At 72.7% G+C, this 16,082-nt stretch carries 14 protein-coding genes; 12 read left to right on the forward strand and 2 right to left on the reverse strand.

The features are described 5' to 3' along the window. Nucleotides 1-45: 45 nt before the first annotated feature. From ABEB17_RS11120 to ABEB17_RS11150, 7 genes are read left to right on the forward strand one after another with little or no spacing between them, the layout of a single operon-like run. Nucleotides 46-897 carry an FAD binding domain-containing protein gene (locus ABEB17_RS11120; RefSeq protein ID WP_345716763.1) on the forward strand — a complete coding sequence of 284 codons (852 nt, stop codon included), beginning with the start codon at nucleotides 46-48 and terminating at the stop codon, nucleotides 895-897. 7 nt (nucleotides 898-904) lie between these two features. After that, a complete protein-coding gene (locus tag ABEB17_RS11125) occupies nucleotides 905-1,414 on the forward strand; it encodes a (2Fe-2S)-binding protein (protein ID WP_345716764.1) in 510 nt (169 codons plus the stop codon). Then, the gene (cutA, locus tag ABEB17_RS11130) at nucleotides 1,411-3,858 is read left to right on the forward strand and encodes an aerobic carbon-monoxide dehydrogenase large subunit (protein ID WP_345716765.1); all 2,448 of its coding nucleotides are present in this window, start codon (nucleotides 1,411-1,413) and stop codon (nucleotides 3,856-3,858) included. The genes ABEB17_RS11125 and cutA overlap by 4 nt, the downstream gene beginning before the upstream one ends. Next, nucleotides 3,855-4,475, forward strand: coding sequence for an SRPBCC family protein (locus tag ABEB17_RS11135; RefSeq protein WP_345716766.1), 621 nt, complete (start codon nucleotides 3,855-3,857; stop codon nucleotides 4,473-4,475). Before cutA ends, ABEB17_RS11135 begins: the two co-directional genes overlap by 4 nt. Before the next feature lies 1 nt (nucleotide 4,476). After that, nucleotides 4,477-5,415 carry a carbon-nitrogen hydrolase family protein gene (locus ABEB17_RS11140; protein WP_345716767.1) on the forward strand — a complete coding sequence of 313 codons (939 nt, stop codon included), beginning with the start codon at nucleotides 4,477-4,479 and terminating at the stop codon, nucleotides 5,413-5,415. Next, the gene (locus ABEB17_RS11145) at nucleotides 5,412-7,508 is read left to right on the forward strand and encodes a hydantoinase/oxoprolinase family protein (RefSeq protein WP_345716768.1); all 2,097 of its coding nucleotides are present in this window, start codon (nucleotides 5,412-5,414) and stop codon (nucleotides 7,506-7,508) included. Before ABEB17_RS11140 ends, ABEB17_RS11145 begins: the two co-directional genes overlap by 4 nt. Continuing rightward, nucleotides 7,505-9,454: a hydantoinase B/oxoprolinase family protein gene (locus tag ABEB17_RS11150; protein WP_378226941.1), complete on the forward strand. Its 1,950-nt coding sequence runs from the start codon at nucleotides 7,505-7,507 to the stop codon at nucleotides 9,452-9,454. The genes ABEB17_RS11145 and ABEB17_RS11150 overlap by 4 nt, the downstream gene beginning before the upstream one ends. Here ABEB17_RS11150 and ABEB17_RS11155 read toward each other — a convergent pair. After that, on the reverse strand, nucleotides 9,451-10,302 hold the full coding sequence (locus tag ABEB17_RS11155; protein ID WP_345716769.1) for an alpha/beta hydrolase: 852 nt from the start codon (nucleotides 10,300-10,302) through the stop codon (nucleotides 9,451-9,453). The genes ABEB17_RS11150 and ABEB17_RS11155 overlap by 4 nt on opposite strands. Before the next feature lie 141 nt (nucleotides 10,303-10,443). On the opposite strand from ABEB17_RS11155, the gene ABEB17_RS11160 reads away from it, so the two are divergent. Continuing rightward, on the forward strand, nucleotides 10,444-11,190 hold the full coding sequence (locus tag ABEB17_RS11160) for a DUF4184 family protein (RefSeq protein WP_345716770.1): 747 nt from the start codon (nucleotides 10,444-10,446) through the stop codon (nucleotides 11,188-11,190). Here the strand turns inward: ABEB17_RS11160 and ABEB17_RS11165 are convergent. After that, complete coding sequence (locus ABEB17_RS11165) at nucleotides 11,187-11,756, reverse strand: uridine kinase family protein (RefSeq protein ID WP_345716771.1); 570 nt, start codon at nucleotides 11,754-11,756, stop codon at nucleotides 11,187-11,189. The genes ABEB17_RS11160 and ABEB17_RS11165 overlap by 4 nt on opposite strands. 34 nt (nucleotides 11,757-11,790) lie before the next feature. Here ABEB17_RS11165 and ABEB17_RS11170 point away from each other — a divergent pair, with 34 nt between their 5' ends. The 4 genes from ABEB17_RS11170 to hisF all read left to right on the forward strand — a co-directional run bounded on the left by ABEB17_RS11170 (nucleotide 11,791) and on the right by hisF (nucleotide 16,041). Beyond that, nucleotides 11,791-12,999: a CaiB/BaiF CoA transferase family protein gene (locus tag ABEB17_RS11170; RefSeq protein ID WP_345716772.1), complete on the forward strand. Its 1,209-nt coding sequence runs from the start codon at nucleotides 11,791-11,793 to the stop codon at nucleotides 12,997-12,999. 70 nt (nucleotides 13,000-13,069) lie between these two features. Next, complete coding sequence (locus ABEB17_RS11175) at nucleotides 13,070-14,023, forward strand: carbamate kinase (protein WP_345716773.1); 954 nt, start codon at nucleotides 13,070-13,072, stop codon at nucleotides 14,021-14,023. A gap of 4 nt (nucleotides 14,024-14,027) precedes the next feature. Further along, complete coding sequence (gene bar / locus ABEB17_RS11180) at nucleotides 14,028-15,167, forward strand: barbiturase (RefSeq protein WP_345716774.1); 1,140 nt, start codon at nucleotides 14,028-14,030, stop codon at nucleotides 15,165-15,167. A 103-nt stretch (nucleotides 15,168-15,270) separates the two neighbouring features. Continuing rightward, nucleotides 15,271-16,041, forward strand: a complete 771-nt coding sequence (gene hisF / locus ABEB17_RS11185) for an imidazole glycerol phosphate synthase subunit HisF (protein ID WP_345716775.1) — start codon at nucleotides 15,271-15,273, stop codon at nucleotides 16,039-16,041. Nucleotides 16,042-16,082 lie beyond the last annotated feature (41 nt).

Raw genomic sequence — 16,082 nt, forward strand, 5'->3', positions numbered from 1 at the left:
ACTCCTGACGACGCAGCCCGCTGGTTCACAGGGCAAGATCGGCCCATGAAGCCCGCGCCGTTCACCTACCACCGGCCGGCCGGCCTGGACGAGGCGCTGGACGTCCTCGACCAGGTCGGCTCGGACGGCAAGGTGCTGGCTGGTGGGCAGAGCCTGCTGCCGCTGCTGTCCATGCGGCTGGCCGCGCCCGCGCACCTGGTGGACGTCAACCACCTGCCCGGGCTGGACGTCGTCGAGGTCACGGCGGACGTCGTCCGCTGTGGTGCGCTGGTGCGGCACACCGACCTGCTGCGCCACCCCGCTGCCTTCGACGCCCAGCCGCTGCTGCGGCGGGCGCTGCAGCACGTGGCGCACCCCACCATCCGCAACCGCGGCACGACCGTGGGCAGCATCTGCCACGCCGACCCGGCGGCCGAGATGCCGGCGGTGACCCTGCTCCTGGGCGGAACGCTGGTGGTGCGCTCACGGCGCGGCGAGCGGCGGATCGCGGCAGCGGACCTGTTCGCCGGGCCGTTGGAGACGACGCTGGCCACGGACGAGCTCGCGGTGGCCGTCGAGTGGCCGGTGACGGCGCCGAGGGAGAGCACCGCGATCGTCGAGGTCTCGCGCCGGCACGGCGACTACGCCGTGTGCGGTGTCGCGGCGCAGGTCCGGGTCGACGAGGACGGCACCGTGCGGGCAGCGCGCGCGGTCTACGTCTCGATGGGACTGACCCCGCCGGTGCTCGACCTGACCGGAGCCGTTGCGGGGCAACACGTCGAGCGCGCGGACTGGGCCGGGGCCGCGGCGCTGGCCACCGAGCAGCTGGAGCCCGAGGCGGACATCCACGCCAGCGCCGACTACCGGCGTCACCTGGCCGGTGTGCTGACCCGGCGCGCGTTCGAGGAAGCAGGGTGATCCGGCCGTGAGTGAGCAGCAGGTCCCGATCCGCTTGCGGGTCAACGGGATCCCCCACGACGTGACGGTGCCGGCCCGCCGGTTGCTCAGCGACGCGCTGCGCCAGGACCTCGGGCTCACCGGGACCCACGTGGGCTGCGAGCACGGAGTCTGTGGCGCCTGCACGGTGCTGCTCGACGGGCGTCCCGTCCGGTCCTGCCTGCTGCTGGCGGTGACGGTGGACGGCCGGGACGTCACGACGGTGGAGGGGCTGGCCGCCGAGGACGGCACGCTGCACCCGGTGCAGCAGGCGTTCCAGGACTGCCACGGCCTGCAGTGCGGCTTCTGCACGCCCGGCTTCCTCACCACGATCGCCGCGTTCCTGGAGGAGAACCCCGACCCGACCGAGGACGACGCGCTGGAGGCGATCTCCGGGAACCTGTGCCGCTGCACCGGGTACCAGAACATCAAGGCGTCGGTGCTGCGGGCCGCAGAGCTCAAGCGCGCATCGTCCTCGGACGCCCCGGCGGCACCATGACGACCAAGCTGTTCGGGGAGCGGGTCGCCCGGGTCGAGGACCCACGGCTGCTGACGGGCGGTGGCCGCTACCTGGACGACCTCGGTCGCGGTGCGCTGGCCGCGGCGTTCGTCCGGAGCCCGCACGCGCACGCGAGGGTGCTGGACGTCGACGTGACCGGTGCGCTGGACGTCGAGGGCGTCGTCGCGATCTACACCTGGGAGGACCTGGCCGCGGCCGACGAGGCCGAGGGCACCCGGGTCAGCGAACCGCTACCGCTGCTCATCCCGCACCCGGCGCTGCACGCCGGCCGGACGCCCTACGCGTTGGCGAAGGACGAGGTGAACCACGTCGGCGAGGCGATCGTGATGGTCGTGGCCAGCGACCGCTACGTCGCCGAGGACGCCTGCCAGGCGATTGTCGTCCGGTACGAGTACCTGGACCCGGTGGTCGGGATCGAGGTGTCCCGGCGGGCCGAGCGGTTGGTGCACGACGACGTCCCGGACAACGTGGCAGCGCACCTGCTGCAGCAGACCGTCGGGGACGACGCGCTGCTCGAGGCCACGATGGCTTCGGCCCCGCACGTGCTGGAGCTCGAGCTGGACATCGAGCGCAGCGCCTCGATGCCCATGGAGGGCAAGGGGGTGCTGGCCCGGTGGGACCTGGAGGAGCAGTCCCTTCGGGTGCACACCTCCACCCAGGCGTCGACCTCCGTACGCGCGGCCGTCGCGGCCAAGCTCGCCCTGCCGCTGAACAGGGTGCACTGCATCGCACCCGACGTCGGCGGCGGTTTCGGCGTGAAGATCGTGCACCCGTGGCCGGAGGAGGTGTTGGTGCCGTGGGCGGCGAAGCGGCTCGCGGCGTCCGGGCTGGGCACCGCCGTGAAGTGGACCGAGGACCGGCGCGAGCACTTCATCTCCAGCGCGCACGAACGCGGCCAGCTGCAACAGATCCGGGTCGGGTTCGACGACGACGGCCACCTGCTCGCCCTCGACGTGAAGTTCTGGCACGACAACGGCGCGTACACCCCGTACGGGATCATCGTGCCGATCATCACGTCGACCCAGCTGCTCGGGCCGTACAAACCGAAGGTGTACCGGTGCGAGTTCTGGTCGCTCTACACCAACACCGTCATCGTCACGCCGTACCGCGGCGCCGGCCGGCCGCAGGCGGTCTTCGCGATGGAGCGGACGATGGACGCCATCGCCGCCGAGCTGGGCCTGGACCGCACGGTGGTCCGTGAGCGGAACTTCATCCAGCCCGACGAGATGCCCTACGACCACCACCTGACGTTCCAGGACGGCCGGCCGCTCGTCTACGACTCCGGTGACTTCCCGGCGTCCCTGGCCAAGCTCAAGGCGTTGGTCGGCTGGGACGACTTCGCCGACTACCGCGACCGGCTGCGCCAGGACGGGCGCCGCGTCGGCCTCGGCCTGGCCTGCTACGTCGAGGGCACCGGGGTCGGCCCGTACGAGGGCGCGCACGTGGTCGTCGAGACCAGCGGGCAGGTCAAGGTCGCCACCGGGCTGACCACCCAGGGGCAGGGGCACTACACGGCGTTCGCGCAGATCGTGGCCGACGAGCTCGGGGTGCCGATGGCGGACGTCGAGATCGTCACGGGCGACACCCGGCGGTTCCCGTACGCGGTCGGCACGTTCGCCTCGCGCGCGGCGGTGATGAGCGGTTCCGCGATCGCCGCGGCGTCGCGGATCGTGCGGGCCAAGGCGCTGCGGATCGCCGCCGAGGCGCTCGAGGTCTCCGAGGACGACCTGGAGATCGTCGACGGGGTGGCGCGGGTGAAGGGTGCCCCGGCGACCCGGATGCCGCTGGGCACGATCGCGGTGCTGTCCAACCCCCTGCGGTACGCGTTCGACGACGCGGCCCGCGCCGCGACCCAGTTCGCGGTCGGAGCGGCCAACAAGGTGCCGGTGCCGGACGGCGAGGCGCCGGGCCTGGAGGGCACCGGGTACTACTCGCCGGAGCGGTCCACGTTCGCGAACGGCATGCACGCCGTGGTCGTGGAGACGGACCAGGAGACCGCCGAGATCCGGATCCTGCGCTACTGCGTGGTGCACGACTGCGGCAAGCTGATCAACCCGCTCATCGTCGAGGGGCAGATCCACGGCGGCGTGGCGCAGGGCGTCGGCGGGGCGCTCTACGAGCGGATGGAGTACGACGAGTTCGGTCAGCTGCTCAACGCGTCGTACATGGACTTCCTGATGCCCTACGCGACGGAGGTGCCCCGCACCATCGAGGTCGACCACCTCGAGACGCCGTCCCCGCTGAACCCGCTGGGAATCAAGGGTGCGGGGGAGGCCGGCGTCATCCCCGGCGCTGCCGCGATCGCCGCCGCCATCGAGGACGCCGAGGGGTTCGTGATCACCCGGATGCCGATCAGCCCGAGCGAGCTGTTCGCGCTGCGTCGCGAGCACGACAGCCAGCCACCTGGAGAGGAAACCCTATGAAGGTCAACGGATCCGCCGTCCTGCACGCCGAGCGGCAGCGGGTCTACGACGCGCTCAACGACCCGGCGGTACTCGGCGGGGCGATCCCGGGCTGCCAGTCGCTGGTCGCCCTGGGGGAGGACCGCTACCGGATGAGCGTGACCGCAGGGGTGGCGTCCATCAAGGGCACCTACGACGGTGAGGTGCAGCTCAGCGACCAGCGGGCCCCGGGGTCGTTCACCATGCGTGCCAAGGGATCCGGCGCTCCCGGCACCGTGGACGCGACCTGCCGGGTGACCCTCACCGAGGGGGACGACGGCACGACCACGCTCGAGTACGACGCGGACGCGGTGGTCGGCGGCGTGGTCGGGGGAGTGGGTCAGCGGATGCTGACCGGCGTCGCGAAGAAGATGGCCGGTCAGTTCTTCGGCAACGTGGACGACGTGCTGACCGGCCGAAGGCCGGCGGTGACCACGGAAGCGGCGAGCGAAGCGAGCCGGCCCCTCGCCGGCACGACGCGGCCTGCCCCGGCAGGCCCCGCCCAGTCCCGCACCTCACCCCTGGCCGCCGCGCTCGTCGGCGCGGCGATCGCGCTGGCCGGCGTCGCCCTCGGCTGGGCGATCGCCCGGGGGCGTTGAGGTGCGCGCGTTCACGGCGGCCGCCGTGCAGCTCGCGCCCGACCCGTCGTCGCTGACCCCGGACAGCATCGCCGGCAACTGCGCCCGGGCCGCGGACTGGGTGCGGCGTTGCGCCCAGCAGACGGGGGCCGAGCTGGTGGTGCTGCCCGAGACGGCGTCGACCGGCTTCACCCCGGGCATCGGCCCGGACGCGTTGTGGGACCTGGTCTCCGCCGTCCCGGGGCCGGTGACGGAACCGCTCCAGGAGGCGGCCCAGGCCACGGGCTCGCACGTCGTGTGGGGCACCTACGAGCGCGGACCCGAGCGCGGCACCGTCTACAACGCGTCGGTGCTCATCGGTCCGGACGGCGGCGTGCTCGGCGTCTACCGCAAGACGCAGCCCTTCTGCACCGAGGACGTGGCCCGCGGGGGGTGGGTCACCCCGGGCGACTCGGTGACCGTGACGGACACCGAGCTGGGCCGGATCGGCATGGCCATCTGCTTCGACGGCGACTTCCCCGAGCTGTGGCGGATCCAGGCCGTGCAGGGCGCGGAGGTGATCGTGCGGCCGTCGGCGCTGCTGCGCTCGGCCGACATCGCCGAGCTGACCAGCCGGGCTCGCGCCTACGACAACCACGTCTACGTGGTCGCGGCCAACGCGACCGGCACCGACCCGGCGGGCGTGCACTACTTCGGCAACAGCCACATCGTGGACCCGACCTCGCACACGGTGGCGCGTGCGGCCAGCCACGAGTGCTGGGTCACGGCGCGGCTCGACCCGGCCACGGCGATGGCGTCACTGACGCCGGGGAGCTCGGTGCCCCAGTCGTTCGACCACCTCGCCGAGCGCAACCTGGACGTGATCCGGCGGTACGCCGACGACCTGCAGGCCCCCGCGAGGTCGTCCTTCCCGCACGGCGCACCGCACGCGGCGACGGAGGACCCGGCGGACCGACCGTGACCCCCTCGGCGGCCAGCAGGCGGGTGCGGATCGGCATCGACACCGGCGGCACGTTCACGGACGTGGTCGCGGTGGACGAGGACTCGGGCGAGATCGTGACGACCAAGACGCCGTCCACGCCGGTCGACCCGGCCGAGGGCTTCCTGGCCGGCATCGACAAGGTGCTCGCCGTGATGGGGCTGGACGGCACGGCAGTGAGCGCGGTCAGCCACGGCACCACCGTGGCGACCAACAAGCTGCTCGAGGGCAAGGTGGAGAACCTCGGGTTCATCACCACCGAGGGTTACCGGCACGTGCTGGAGATCGCCCGGCAGTCGGTGCCGGACGGCTACGGCAACTCCTACTTCTGGGTCAAGCCCCCGCGGATCGTGCCGGCCGACCGGGTGCGCACCGTGGGTGGCCGGCTGGCCGTGGACGGCAGCGAGGTCCGCCCCTTCGACGAGGCCGACGCCGTGGCCGCGGCCCGGTTCTTCCGCGACCTCGGGATCTCGACCATCGGGGTCTGCTTCCTGCACTCCTACGCTGACCCGCGGCACGAGCTCGCGATGCGCGACGTGCTCGCCCGCGAGCACCCGGACGCGACGGTGAGCATCTCCAGCGAGGTGCTGCGCGAGTACCGCGAGTACGAGCGCAGCGTGACGACCCTGGTGGACGCCGCGGTGAAACCCAACATCCGCCGCTACGTCGAGAACATCGGACGCCGGCTCGCCGACTACGCCCACGGCGCGAGCGTGCCGTTCTACGTGATGAAGTCCAACGGCGGCGTGCTGTCCGCCGCGGAGGTCGTGCACCAGCCGATCACCACGGTGCTGTCCGGTCCGGCGGCCGGCGCGCTCGGCGCCGCGGTGGTCGCCCGCGCGGCCGGAGTGGACCGGGTGCTGACGTGCGACGGGGGTGGCACGTCGACCGACGTCACGGTCGTGGTGGGCGGCCGGCCCGCGCTCACCACCGAGGGCACGGTCGGGGCCTATCCGAGCAAGATCCCGATGATCGACGTCGTGACCGTGGGTGCCGGCGGAGGGTCCATCGCCTGGGTGACCCCGGAGGGCACCCTCAAGGTCGGCCCTCAGTCGGCCGGCGCCGACCCCGGCCCGGTCTGCTACGGCCGCGGCGGCACGGAGCCCACGATCACCGACGCCCACCTGGTCCTCGGCCGCATCCCGGCCCACCTGCTCGGCGGGGAGGTCCCGCTGGACGCCGACGCCGCCCAGGCAGCGGTGGCCGGGCTGGCTGGTCGACTCGGCCTCGAGCCCGCCGCCTGCGCCAACGGCATCCTGGAGATCTCGGCCTGGAACCAGGCGAACGCCCTGCGGCAGATCTCGGTCAAGCGCGGGCTCGACGTCCGGGACTTCACCCTGGTCACGTTCGGCGGGTCCGGGTCGCTGCTGGCCTGCCGGCTGGTGGACGTGCTCGGTCTGGACGGCGTCCTGGTGCCGCCGGACCCGGGCAACCTGTCGGCGTACGGGCTGCTCACCGTCGACGTCCGCAACGACTACGTGCGGACGGCGGTGGCCCGGCAGACCCGGCTGGACCACCAGCGGATGGACGGCATCGTCACCGAGCTCACCGCGCAGGCCGACGAGGCGCTTGCCCGCGAGGGCTTCGCTCCGGCCGACCGCAGGTTCGAGCGCACCGCTGATGTCCGGTACTACGGCCAGGCCTTCGAGGTCCGAGTCACCGTGCCGGACGGACCGGTCGACGACGCGCTGACCGCGCGGGTCGCCGAGCAGTTCCACGACGAGCACCGCGCGCTCTACGGCTACGACCTGCGCACCGACGTGCGGCAGGAGGTCGAGTGGGTGAACCTGCGGGTCACGGGCGTCGGCCCCATCCGCACCCCGGAGCTGCCCGAGGCGGCACCCGGCACGGGTGCGCAGGTGGCCCGCACGGGCACCCGGCGCGCCGACTTCGGCGACGGCTGGTGCGAGGCCGTGCTCTACGACCGGGCGCGGCTCGGCGCCGGCGACGTGGTGTCCGGCCCCGCCGTGATCGAGGAGTTCGGCTCGACGGTCCCGCTACACCCCGGCTTCCGCGCTGAGGTCGACGCCCACCGGAACCTGCGGATCACCCGGACCGGGGGGAGCCCGTCATGAGCGGCATGCGGCAGCACCCGTTCGGCTACCGGCTCACCGAGGTCCCGGCGTCCGACGTCGACCCCGTTCTGGTCGAGATCGTCGAGGGCTACCTGGCCAGCGTCGAGATGGAGGTCGAGACCGCCATCGCGCGGACCTCTCGCTCACCCATGATCAGGGACGCGCACGACTTCCGGGCCGGCATCCACGACCGGCACCTGCGCAAGCTCACCGGACGCTCGTACTCGGCCCTCGTGCACCCGATCGCCCGGGACTTTCCGCCGGAGACGATGCGGCCCGGCGACGTGTTCTTCCACAACGACGTCTACGAGTCCGAGGGCGGGATCGGGCACCTGCCGGACCTGTGCGTGACCGTGCCGGTGTTCGCCGCCGACGCCGCCGGCGAGCCGTCCGTCGTGGCCTTCGTGCAGGCCTTCGGGCACCACGACGACATCGGCGGTGCGGTGCCGGGTTCCATGCCGTCCAACGCCACCAGCGTGTTCGCCGAGGGTCTGATGGTGCCGCCGATCCGGTTGTGGGACGCGGGGGTGCCGAACGCGGCGGCGCTGCGGATCATGACCCGGAACTCGCGGATGCCCGAGTCGCTGGCCGCGGACCTGGACGCCGAGTGCAGCGCCTGCCTGATGGGGGCCCGGCGGCTGGGCGAGCTGTTCGACCGGTACGGCGTGGACACGGTCGAGGCGACGTTCGACGCGATCCTGGACAACACCACGGCGACGTACCGGCGCGAGATCCTGTCCAAGATCCCGGTGGGGCAGTACGTGTGGGAGGACTACGCCGAGCACGACGGCGTGGAGGAGCCCAGGCTGCACACCCAGCGCATCACGCTGACCCGCACGGCCGCCGACGACCCGGACGGCGAGCGGCTGGTCATCGACTTCACCGGGACCGGACCGCAGGCCCGCGGACCCATCAACCACTGCGGCGACTACGCCGAGGGCACCTTCCTGAAGAAGTGGCTCGCGCCGATCCTGCGCAACCTGGCCGACTCCCCGCAGCGGATGGCCGAGCTCGACGTCAACGAGGGGGTCGTCCCGCTGATCGAGATGCGCTTCCCGGAACCTGGGACGCTGCTGACGCCGATCTTCCCGGCGCCCACCAACGCGCGCACCTTCGTCATCCTGCGGCTGCTCGGTGTCCTGGCCGGGGTCGTCGCCAAGGCGGTGGACGGCCAGATGCCCGCCGACCAGGAGACGATCCGCTACACCGGCGTCTACGGCGATGACCTCGAGGGCAATCCCTACCTGATGCGCGAGGTGCTGGGTGGCGGGTCCGGTGGGCGGCCGCACGGCGACGGGGAGGACACCATCCACGTCGTCCCGGACAGCCGCAACCTGCCGACCGAGTTCACCGAGAGCCGGTTCCCGTTCCGGGTCGAGTCGCTGGGGCTGGCCGTCGACTCCGGCGGGGCCGGCCTGCACCGGGGCGGGCTCGGTTACGACAAGCAGATCCGGATGCTGCGCGACGGGCACTTCATGTCCATCGCGGACCGCTCGATCCTGGCCTGCTGGGGAGTGCGCGGCGGCCAGGCCGGTCAGCCCTTCTCCGTGACGGTGGACGTCGGGGGCCCCAACGAGCGCGAGGTGGACGCCCTGGCCGATGCCGAGCCGGTGCAGGCGGGGGAGCTGATCCGGATCCGGACGACGGGCGGTGGCGGTTGGGGTGACCCGCTGGAGCGGGCCGCGGCGGACGTCGTCCGCGACGTGCGCTGGGGCAAGGTGTCCATCGCGGGCGCCGCCCGTGACTACGGCGTGGTGCTCACCGGATCCGCGGACGACCCCGAGCTCGACGCGGCAGGCACTCAAGCGATGCGGCAGCAGCGCCGGCAGGCGCGACCGGCCGAGGCGCCGTTCTTCGACCGCGGGCCCGGCTACGCACGGCTCAGCGGCGGCGCGACGAGCGCCGAGGTGGACTGGGTGGAGCCGGCTGAGCCCTCTGACGGCTAGGCGTACTGCTTCACGAACCCCAGGGCGGTGTCGGCCACCTCGCGCCAACCGCTGTCGATGGTCAGCGCGTGGCCGCGGTTCGCGATCTCGACGAACTCGGTGACGCCCTCGTTGCGCTTCTGCTTCTTGAAGGCGGCGTTCGAGATCGCGTGCGGGACGGTGTGGTCCTGCTCGCCGCCGATGATCAGCAGGGGGCCGCGGTCGGGGTTCTTGCTCTTGACCTTGGCCTGGGTCCAGGGGTTGAGGTTCGCGCTGGCGGCCTGGAACAGGGGTGCGCCGGGGGCGGGGACGGCGAACGCGTCGTACAGCTCCTTCGCCTCGTCCTCGCTGACCGCGTTCGCGAAGGCGTACCGGAACTGCTCGTAGGTGAGCGGGACGGCACGGTGCTTGTTGGCGGGGTTGGTCAGCACGGGGCTGGAGGCACGCAGCGCCGAGATGGGCAGCGGCAGCACGCCACGGAACGGGGCCGGCGAGATGGACACGGTGGCCGCGGACAGGCCGCGCCCGGCGACCATCTGGGCCAGCAGGCCGCCGAACGAGTGCCCCACGACGGCGGGCTTCTGCTCCAGCAGCGCGATCACGGCCGCGTAGTGGTCGGCGACCTGCCCGACGGTCTTGTTCGCGAACACCTCGGGGTGCGCGTTGGCCTCCTCGACGGTCTCCGGGTCGTCCGGCCAGCCGGGGCTGACGGCGGCGTAGCCGGCCTCCTCGAACACGGCGGCCCAGCGGTCCCAGCTGCTGGGCAGCAGCCAGAGCCCGTGGATGAAGACGACGGGACGGCGGCCGGCGGCGTTGGCGGCCTCGACCTGGTCGAGGGTGGACTGCGGGATCAAGGACTCCGTGGCCATGCGAGCGCTCCCAGGGATTGGTGGGCCGAGCAGCACGTGCGGTCCATAGGGACGCTATCGGCGCGTGCGGACCCTGTGAAGATCATGTGCGGCAGCGTCTCACCGACCGGTACGCACGGGCTCACCCGTGATGATGGGGTGGTGCCGTTCACCGTCTCCCACGTCGTCGCCGTCCTGCCGCTGCGACGTGTGCCGTGGCTGCCGACCTCCGCGCTCGTGATCGGGTCGATGGCGCCGGACAGCCCGTCGATGGTCGGGGCGTTGCGGTGGCGCGACAGCACGCACACGTTGGCAGGCGCCATGACGACCGACGTGGCCATCACGGCCGTCGGCTGCGTGCTCTGGGCCTGGGTGCTGCGGCCCGTGGTGGCCGACCTCGTGCCTGCCCTCGCGGCGCGGTGGCGGCCTTCGGTGCAGCCGCGCCGACCGCTCGTCGTGCAAGGACTGCTCTGGTACCTGGCCGCGGCGATCGGCTGCCTCACCCACGTCGTGTGGGACGCCTTCACCCACCCTGGTGGCGCGGAGGGCGGTTGGATCCCGCTGGACGGCGTGAACGCGCACACCTACGCGCAGCTGCAGCTGCTGTCCAGCGTGCTGGGAATCGTGATCCTGGCGTGGTGGACGGCGCGTTGGTGGCGTGCCCACCCGCCGATCGCCCACTCCGAGCCCGGCACCCCCGCCGTCCGGCACCGGCGCAGCGCCGTGGCCCTGGTCGTGGTGGCCGCCGGCGCGCTCTGGGCAGCGACGGACCGGGCGCTGACCGGCGGACGGGCCGGGCAGCAGGTCCTGGTCGACCTCGGGTTCGGCGCCCTGGCCGGGGCGCTGGTCGGTGCGCTCCTCGTCGCGGTCGTGTACCGGTTGACGCTGTTGCGCGGCCGCTCGACCTAGAGCGTGCCGGTGTCGAGCAGGACGTCGGCCTGTCCGGCGGTGCCCTCGCGCGCGAAGTGCGCGTCCTCCTGGTCGGCCCACTGCCGCCAGTGCGGCCGGTAGCTCTCGCCGTCGCGGTCGATGGCACGCCGGAACCTCACGTCCTCGGGCGCCTGCACCCAGACCAGCACCGACAGGAACGGCCGGCAGACCGCTGCGCCCGCCCCGCACCCCTCCACCACCATCGTCGCGGCGCAGGGAATCTGGTAGGCCTCGCCGTCGGACTCAGTGACCCAGTCGTAGCGGCGCAAGGTCGCCGAGTCGCCCATCGACACTGGTCGCAGCACGCCGTCGACGAGCCGGGTGACGCCGTCCTCCAGGCCGTCCCAGCCCGGGTAGACGTCGTCCAGCCGGACGACCGGGGCGTCGTCCAACGCTGCGCCCAGGCGCCGGGCGAACGACGACTTGCCCGCGCCGCTGCGCCCGTCCACGGCGATCACCCGCGTCGGACCGGTGCGGGCCGGCGCCCCTGGGAGCAGGGCCAGGACGGCCGCGATCGCCGGCTCGACATCCGTGGCGCGCAGCATCGGGACACTGTGCCACGCGCACTACGCTCGCCCGATGGAATCCACGCCGCCCGCAGGGCCTCTGGCCGGGCTCGTCGTCGTCGACCTCACCCGAGCGCTGGCCGGACCGCACGCGGCGATGATGCTGGGCGACCTCGGCGCCCGTGTCATCAAGGTCGAGTCGCCGGGGCACGGTGACGACACCCGCGGGTGGGGACCGCCCTTCGTCACCGGGCCCGATGCCGGGACCGACCCAGCGGCTGAGCGGCAGTCGACGTACTTCCTGTCCTGCAACCGGAACAAGGAGTCCCTGGCGCTCGACCTGAAGTCCGACGACGGCCGGGACACGCTGACCGCGCTCGTCCAGCGGGCCGACGTGCTGTTGGAGAACTTCCGGACCGGCGTGCTGGATCGGCTCGGGTTCAGCACCGAGCGGCTGCTCGAGCTCAACCCTCGCCTGGTCGTGCTGTCCATCAGCGGCTTCGGCCACGACGGCCCGGAGGGTGGCCGGGCCGGCTACGACCAGATCGCGCAGGGCGAGGCGGGCCTGATGTCCCTGACCGGCGCCGGGCCGGACGACCCGCAGCGGGTGGGGGTCCCGATCGGGGACCTCCTCGCCGGCATGTGGGGCGGCTACGGAGTGCTGGCCGCGCTGCTGGAGCGCGAGCGCACAGGGCTCGGCCAGGTCGTCCGGACGTCGTTGCTGGCCGGCATCATCGGCGTGCACGCCTTCCAGGGGACCCGGTACACCGTCGCCGGCGAGGTCGGCCGGGCGGCCGGGAACCACCACCCCTCGATCTGCCCGTACGGCCTGTTCCACTGCCGGGACGGGGCGGTGCAGATCTCGGTCGGCAGCGAGGGCCTGTGGCGGCGGCTCTGCGCGGAGTTCGGCCTCGACCCGACCGCAGCGGGCATGGCGAGCAACCCGGAGCGGGTGCACCATCGCGAGGCAGTCATCGCCGCCATCGAGGCCGCCTTCACTGACCTGGACGCCGACCCGCTGCTCGCTCGGCTGGCCGCGGCGGGCATCCCGGCCGGGCGGGTGCGCACGCTGGACGAGGTGTACGCCTGGGACCAAACCCGCAGCCAAGGGCTGCTGGTCGATGTCGAGCACCCCACCCTGGGCGCGCTGACCCTGCCCGGCCCGCCGCTGCGGTTCTTCGCCGCCGACGGCGAGGAGACGACCAAACGCCAGCACGCGGCGCCGCCCCTGCTCGACGCCGACGCCGAGTCGGTGCGCGCCTGGCTGGTGAGCGAATCCTGACCAAACAACGGCACGGCGCTGGCGAGTGCTCGCCATGACGGGCGCCGCCGGGCTCGCCTAGGTTCACGGTGTGCGAGTACTCGTCGCCCTGGGTGGCAACGCGATGACCGCCGCGGACGGCTCGGCCAGCCCGCAGGCGCAGATCGAGGCCGTCCGCGAGGCCATGGAGCCGGTGGCCGACCTGGTCGCCAGCGGTCACGAGGTCGTCCTCACCCACGGCAACGGGCCGCAGGTGGGCAACCTGCTGGTGAAGAACGAGCTCGCCGCGGCCGTGGTGCCGCCGGTCCCGCTGGACTGGTGCGGCGCCCAGACCCAGGCAACGATCGGCTTCGTCGTCCTCAACGCCCTGGAGGTGGCGTTGCGACGGCGCGGCTTGCGACGACCCGCGGCTGCCCTGGTGACGCGCACGCGCGTCGACGGTGCCGACCCCGGCTTCACGACCCCGACCAAGCCGATCGGCCGCTACCTGACCGTCGACGAGGCACAGGTGCTGGTCGGTCACGGCCAGACCTGGCAGGACCGCGGTGAGCGTGGCTGGCGGCGCGTCGTCGCCTCCCCGGAGCCGCTGGAGATCCTGGACGCCGAACCGGCCCGTGCCCTCGTCGACTCCGGCTACGTGGTGGTGGCCGGCGGCGGCGGTGGCATCCCGTGCATCGTCGAGCCCGACGGCTCGATCCGCGGAGTCGAGGCCGTCATCGACAAGGACCTCTCGGCGGCGCTCCTCGGCCGCGCCCTTCAGGTTGATGTGCTGGTGATCGCCACCGACGTCGAGGCGGTCGCCACCGGATTCGGGTCGCCGAACCAGAGGTCGCTCGGTGCGGTCGACGTCGCCGAGCTGCGGGCGCTGGCCGAGGCGGGGGAGTTCGCCAGTGGCTCCATGGGCCCGAAGGTCGAGGCGGTCTGCCGGTTCGTCGAGTCGGGCGGCTCCCGGGCCGCCATCTGCAACCTGCACCAGATCGCCGCCGCCGCTGCGGGCGAGGCGGGAACCGTCGTCCAGCCAACTGCCGCAACCAGCGAGGAGTAGCTCCATGCCGCAGGCCATCGAGGTCCGCAAGGTGCCCATCGGTTCCGTGAGCGACGCGAGCGGGCTCGCTGAGCTGATCGACGCCGGGGTGATGGACGCCGACCGCGTCGTCGCCGTCATCGGGAAGACCGAGGGCAACGGTGGGGTCAACGACTACACCAGGATCATCGCCGACCGGGCCTTCCGCGAGGTGCTCGTGGACAAGGGCACCCGCTCGGCGGACGAGGTGAGCCAGGTGCCCATCGTCTGGTCGGGCGGGACGGACGGCGTGATCAGTCCGCACGCCACAGTGTTCGCCACGGTGCCGGACGGCGAGCAGGTGCAGACCGACGAGCCCCGGCTCACCGTCGGCTTCGCGATGAGCGAGGTGCTGGCCCCGGAGGACATCGGCCGGGTGGCCATGGTCAGCAAGGTGGCGGACGCCGTCCGCATCGCGATGCAGCGGGCGGGCATCACCGATGTCGCGGACGTGCACTACGTGCAGACCAAGACGCCGCTGCTGACCATCCACACCATCCGCGACGCGAAGTCTCGCGGCGAGAGCGTGTGGACCGAGCACACCCACGAGTCGATGGACCTGTCCAACGGCTGCACGGCGCTCGGCATCGCGGTGGCCCTGGGGGAGATCGAGATGCCCACCGACGCCGACGTCATGCACGACCGGTCGCTGTACTCGTCCGTGGCCTCGTGCTCCTCGGGCGTCGAGCTGGACCAGGCCCAGGTCGTCGTCGTGGGCAATGCCCGCGGAGTGGGTGGGCGCTACCGCATCGGCCACTCGGTCATGCGGGACGCGCTGGACGCCGACGGCATCTGGTCGGCCATCAAGGACGCCGGGCTCGAGCTCCCCGAGCGGGCGCACCACAGCGACCTGGACGGCCGGCTGGTCAACGTGTTCCTCAAGTGCGAGGTCTCCCAGGACGGCGTGGTGCGCGGGCGCCGCAACGCCATGCTGGACGACTCGGACGTGCACTGGCACCGCCAGATCAAGTCGTGCGTCGGCGGGGTCACGGCCGCGGTGACCGGTGACCCGGCTGTCTTCGTGTCGGTCTCGGCGGCGCACCAGGGCCCGGACGGTGGCGGCCCCGTCGCGGCCATCGTCGACCTGGGAGACGAGCCCACCGGCTACCGGCCACCGACCCTGTAGCCGCAGGGTCCGCCATCACGAGGCGTCGGACAGATCTCGGTCTGGTCGGCGGCCGCGGGAAGAGCCACCAGCCGGTGCAGGAGCACCCACTAGGCTGGCGGACGTGAGCCTGGCCGTCCGCGTGATCCCCTGCCTGGACGTCGACGCGGGTCGCGTCGTCAAGGGCGTGAACTTCGAGCAGCTGCGCGATGCCGGGGATCCGGTCGAGCTCGCTCGGCGCTACGACGCCGAGGGTGCCGACGAGCTGACCTTCCTGGACGTGACCGCCTCCAGCGATGACCGCAGCACGACCTACGACGTCGTGTCGCGCACCGCCGAGGAGGTCTTCATCCCACTGACCGTCGGCGGCGGGGTGCGCTCGGTCGCCGACGTCGACCGCCTGCTGCGAGCCGGTGCCGACAAGGTGGGCATCAACACCGCGGCCATCGAGCGGCCGACCCTGATCGCCGAGGTGGCGGACCGGTTCGGCGCCCAGGTGCTGGTGCTCAGCGTCGATGCGCGTCGTACCCGTCCGGGGACCACGACGGACTCCGGTTTCGAGGTCACCACCCGGGGCGGCCGTCAGGGCACAGGGATCGACGCGGTGCACTGGGCGGCCCGCGCCGCTGAGCTGGGCGCGGGGGAGATCCTGCTCAACGCGATGGACGCGGACGGCACCACGCAGGGCTTCGACCTCGAGCTGATCGAGCTGGTGCGCCGGGAGGTGACGGTGCCACTGGTCGCGAGCGGCGGTGCGGGCACGGCGCGGCACTTCGTCGAGGCGGTGGCGTCCGGCGCGGACGCCGTGCTCGCGGCCAGCGTCTTCCACTTCGAGCGGCTGCGCGTGCGCGAGGTGAAGGCCGCCATCAGCGACGCGGGCTACCCGGTCCGCTGACCCACCCTGCGGGGTACGAGCGCCGATCGGCCGAGCCGGGG

Origin of the sequence: Angustibacter luteus (assembly GCF_039541115.1) — a bacterium.
Taxonomy (GTDB): Bacteria; Actinomycetota; Actinomycetes; order Actinomycetales; family Angustibacteraceae; genus Angustibacter; species Angustibacter luteus.

What these genes read in the sequence shown, in the direction of transcription:
- ABEB17_RS11120 (WP_345716763.1), top strand. Translation starts at nt 46, where the DNA reads ATGAAGCCCGCGCCGTTCACCTACCACCGGCCGGCCGGCCTGGACGAG.
- cutA (WP_345716765.1), top strand. Translation starts at nt 1,411, where the DNA reads ATGACGACCAAGCTGTTCGGGGAGCGGGTCGCCCGGGTCGAGGACCCA.
- ABEB17_RS11135 (WP_345716766.1), top strand. Translation starts at nt 3,855, where the DNA reads ATGAAGGTCAACGGATCCGCCGTCCTGCACGCCGAGCGGCAGCGGGTC.
- ABEB17_RS11150 (WP_378226941.1), top strand. Translation starts at nt 7,505, where the DNA reads ATGAGCGGCATGCGGCAGCACCCGTTCGGCTACCGGCTCACCGAGGTC.
- ABEB17_RS11155 (WP_345716769.1), bottom strand. Translation starts at nt 10,302, where the DNA reads ATGGCCACGGAGTCCTTGATCCCGCAGTCCACCCTCGACCAGGTCGAG.
- ABEB17_RS11165 (WP_345716771.1), bottom strand. Translation starts at nt 11,756, where the DNA reads ATGCTGCGCGCCACGGATGTCGAGCCGGCGATCGCGGCCGTCCTGGCC.
- ABEB17_RS11170 (WP_345716772.1), top strand. Translation starts at nt 11,791, where the DNA reads ATGGAATCCACGCCGCCCGCAGGGCCTCTGGCCGGGCTCGTCGTCGTC.
- bar (WP_345716774.1), top strand. Translation starts at nt 14,028, where the DNA reads ATGCCGCAGGCCATCGAGGTCCGCAAGGTGCCCATCGGTTCCGTGAGC.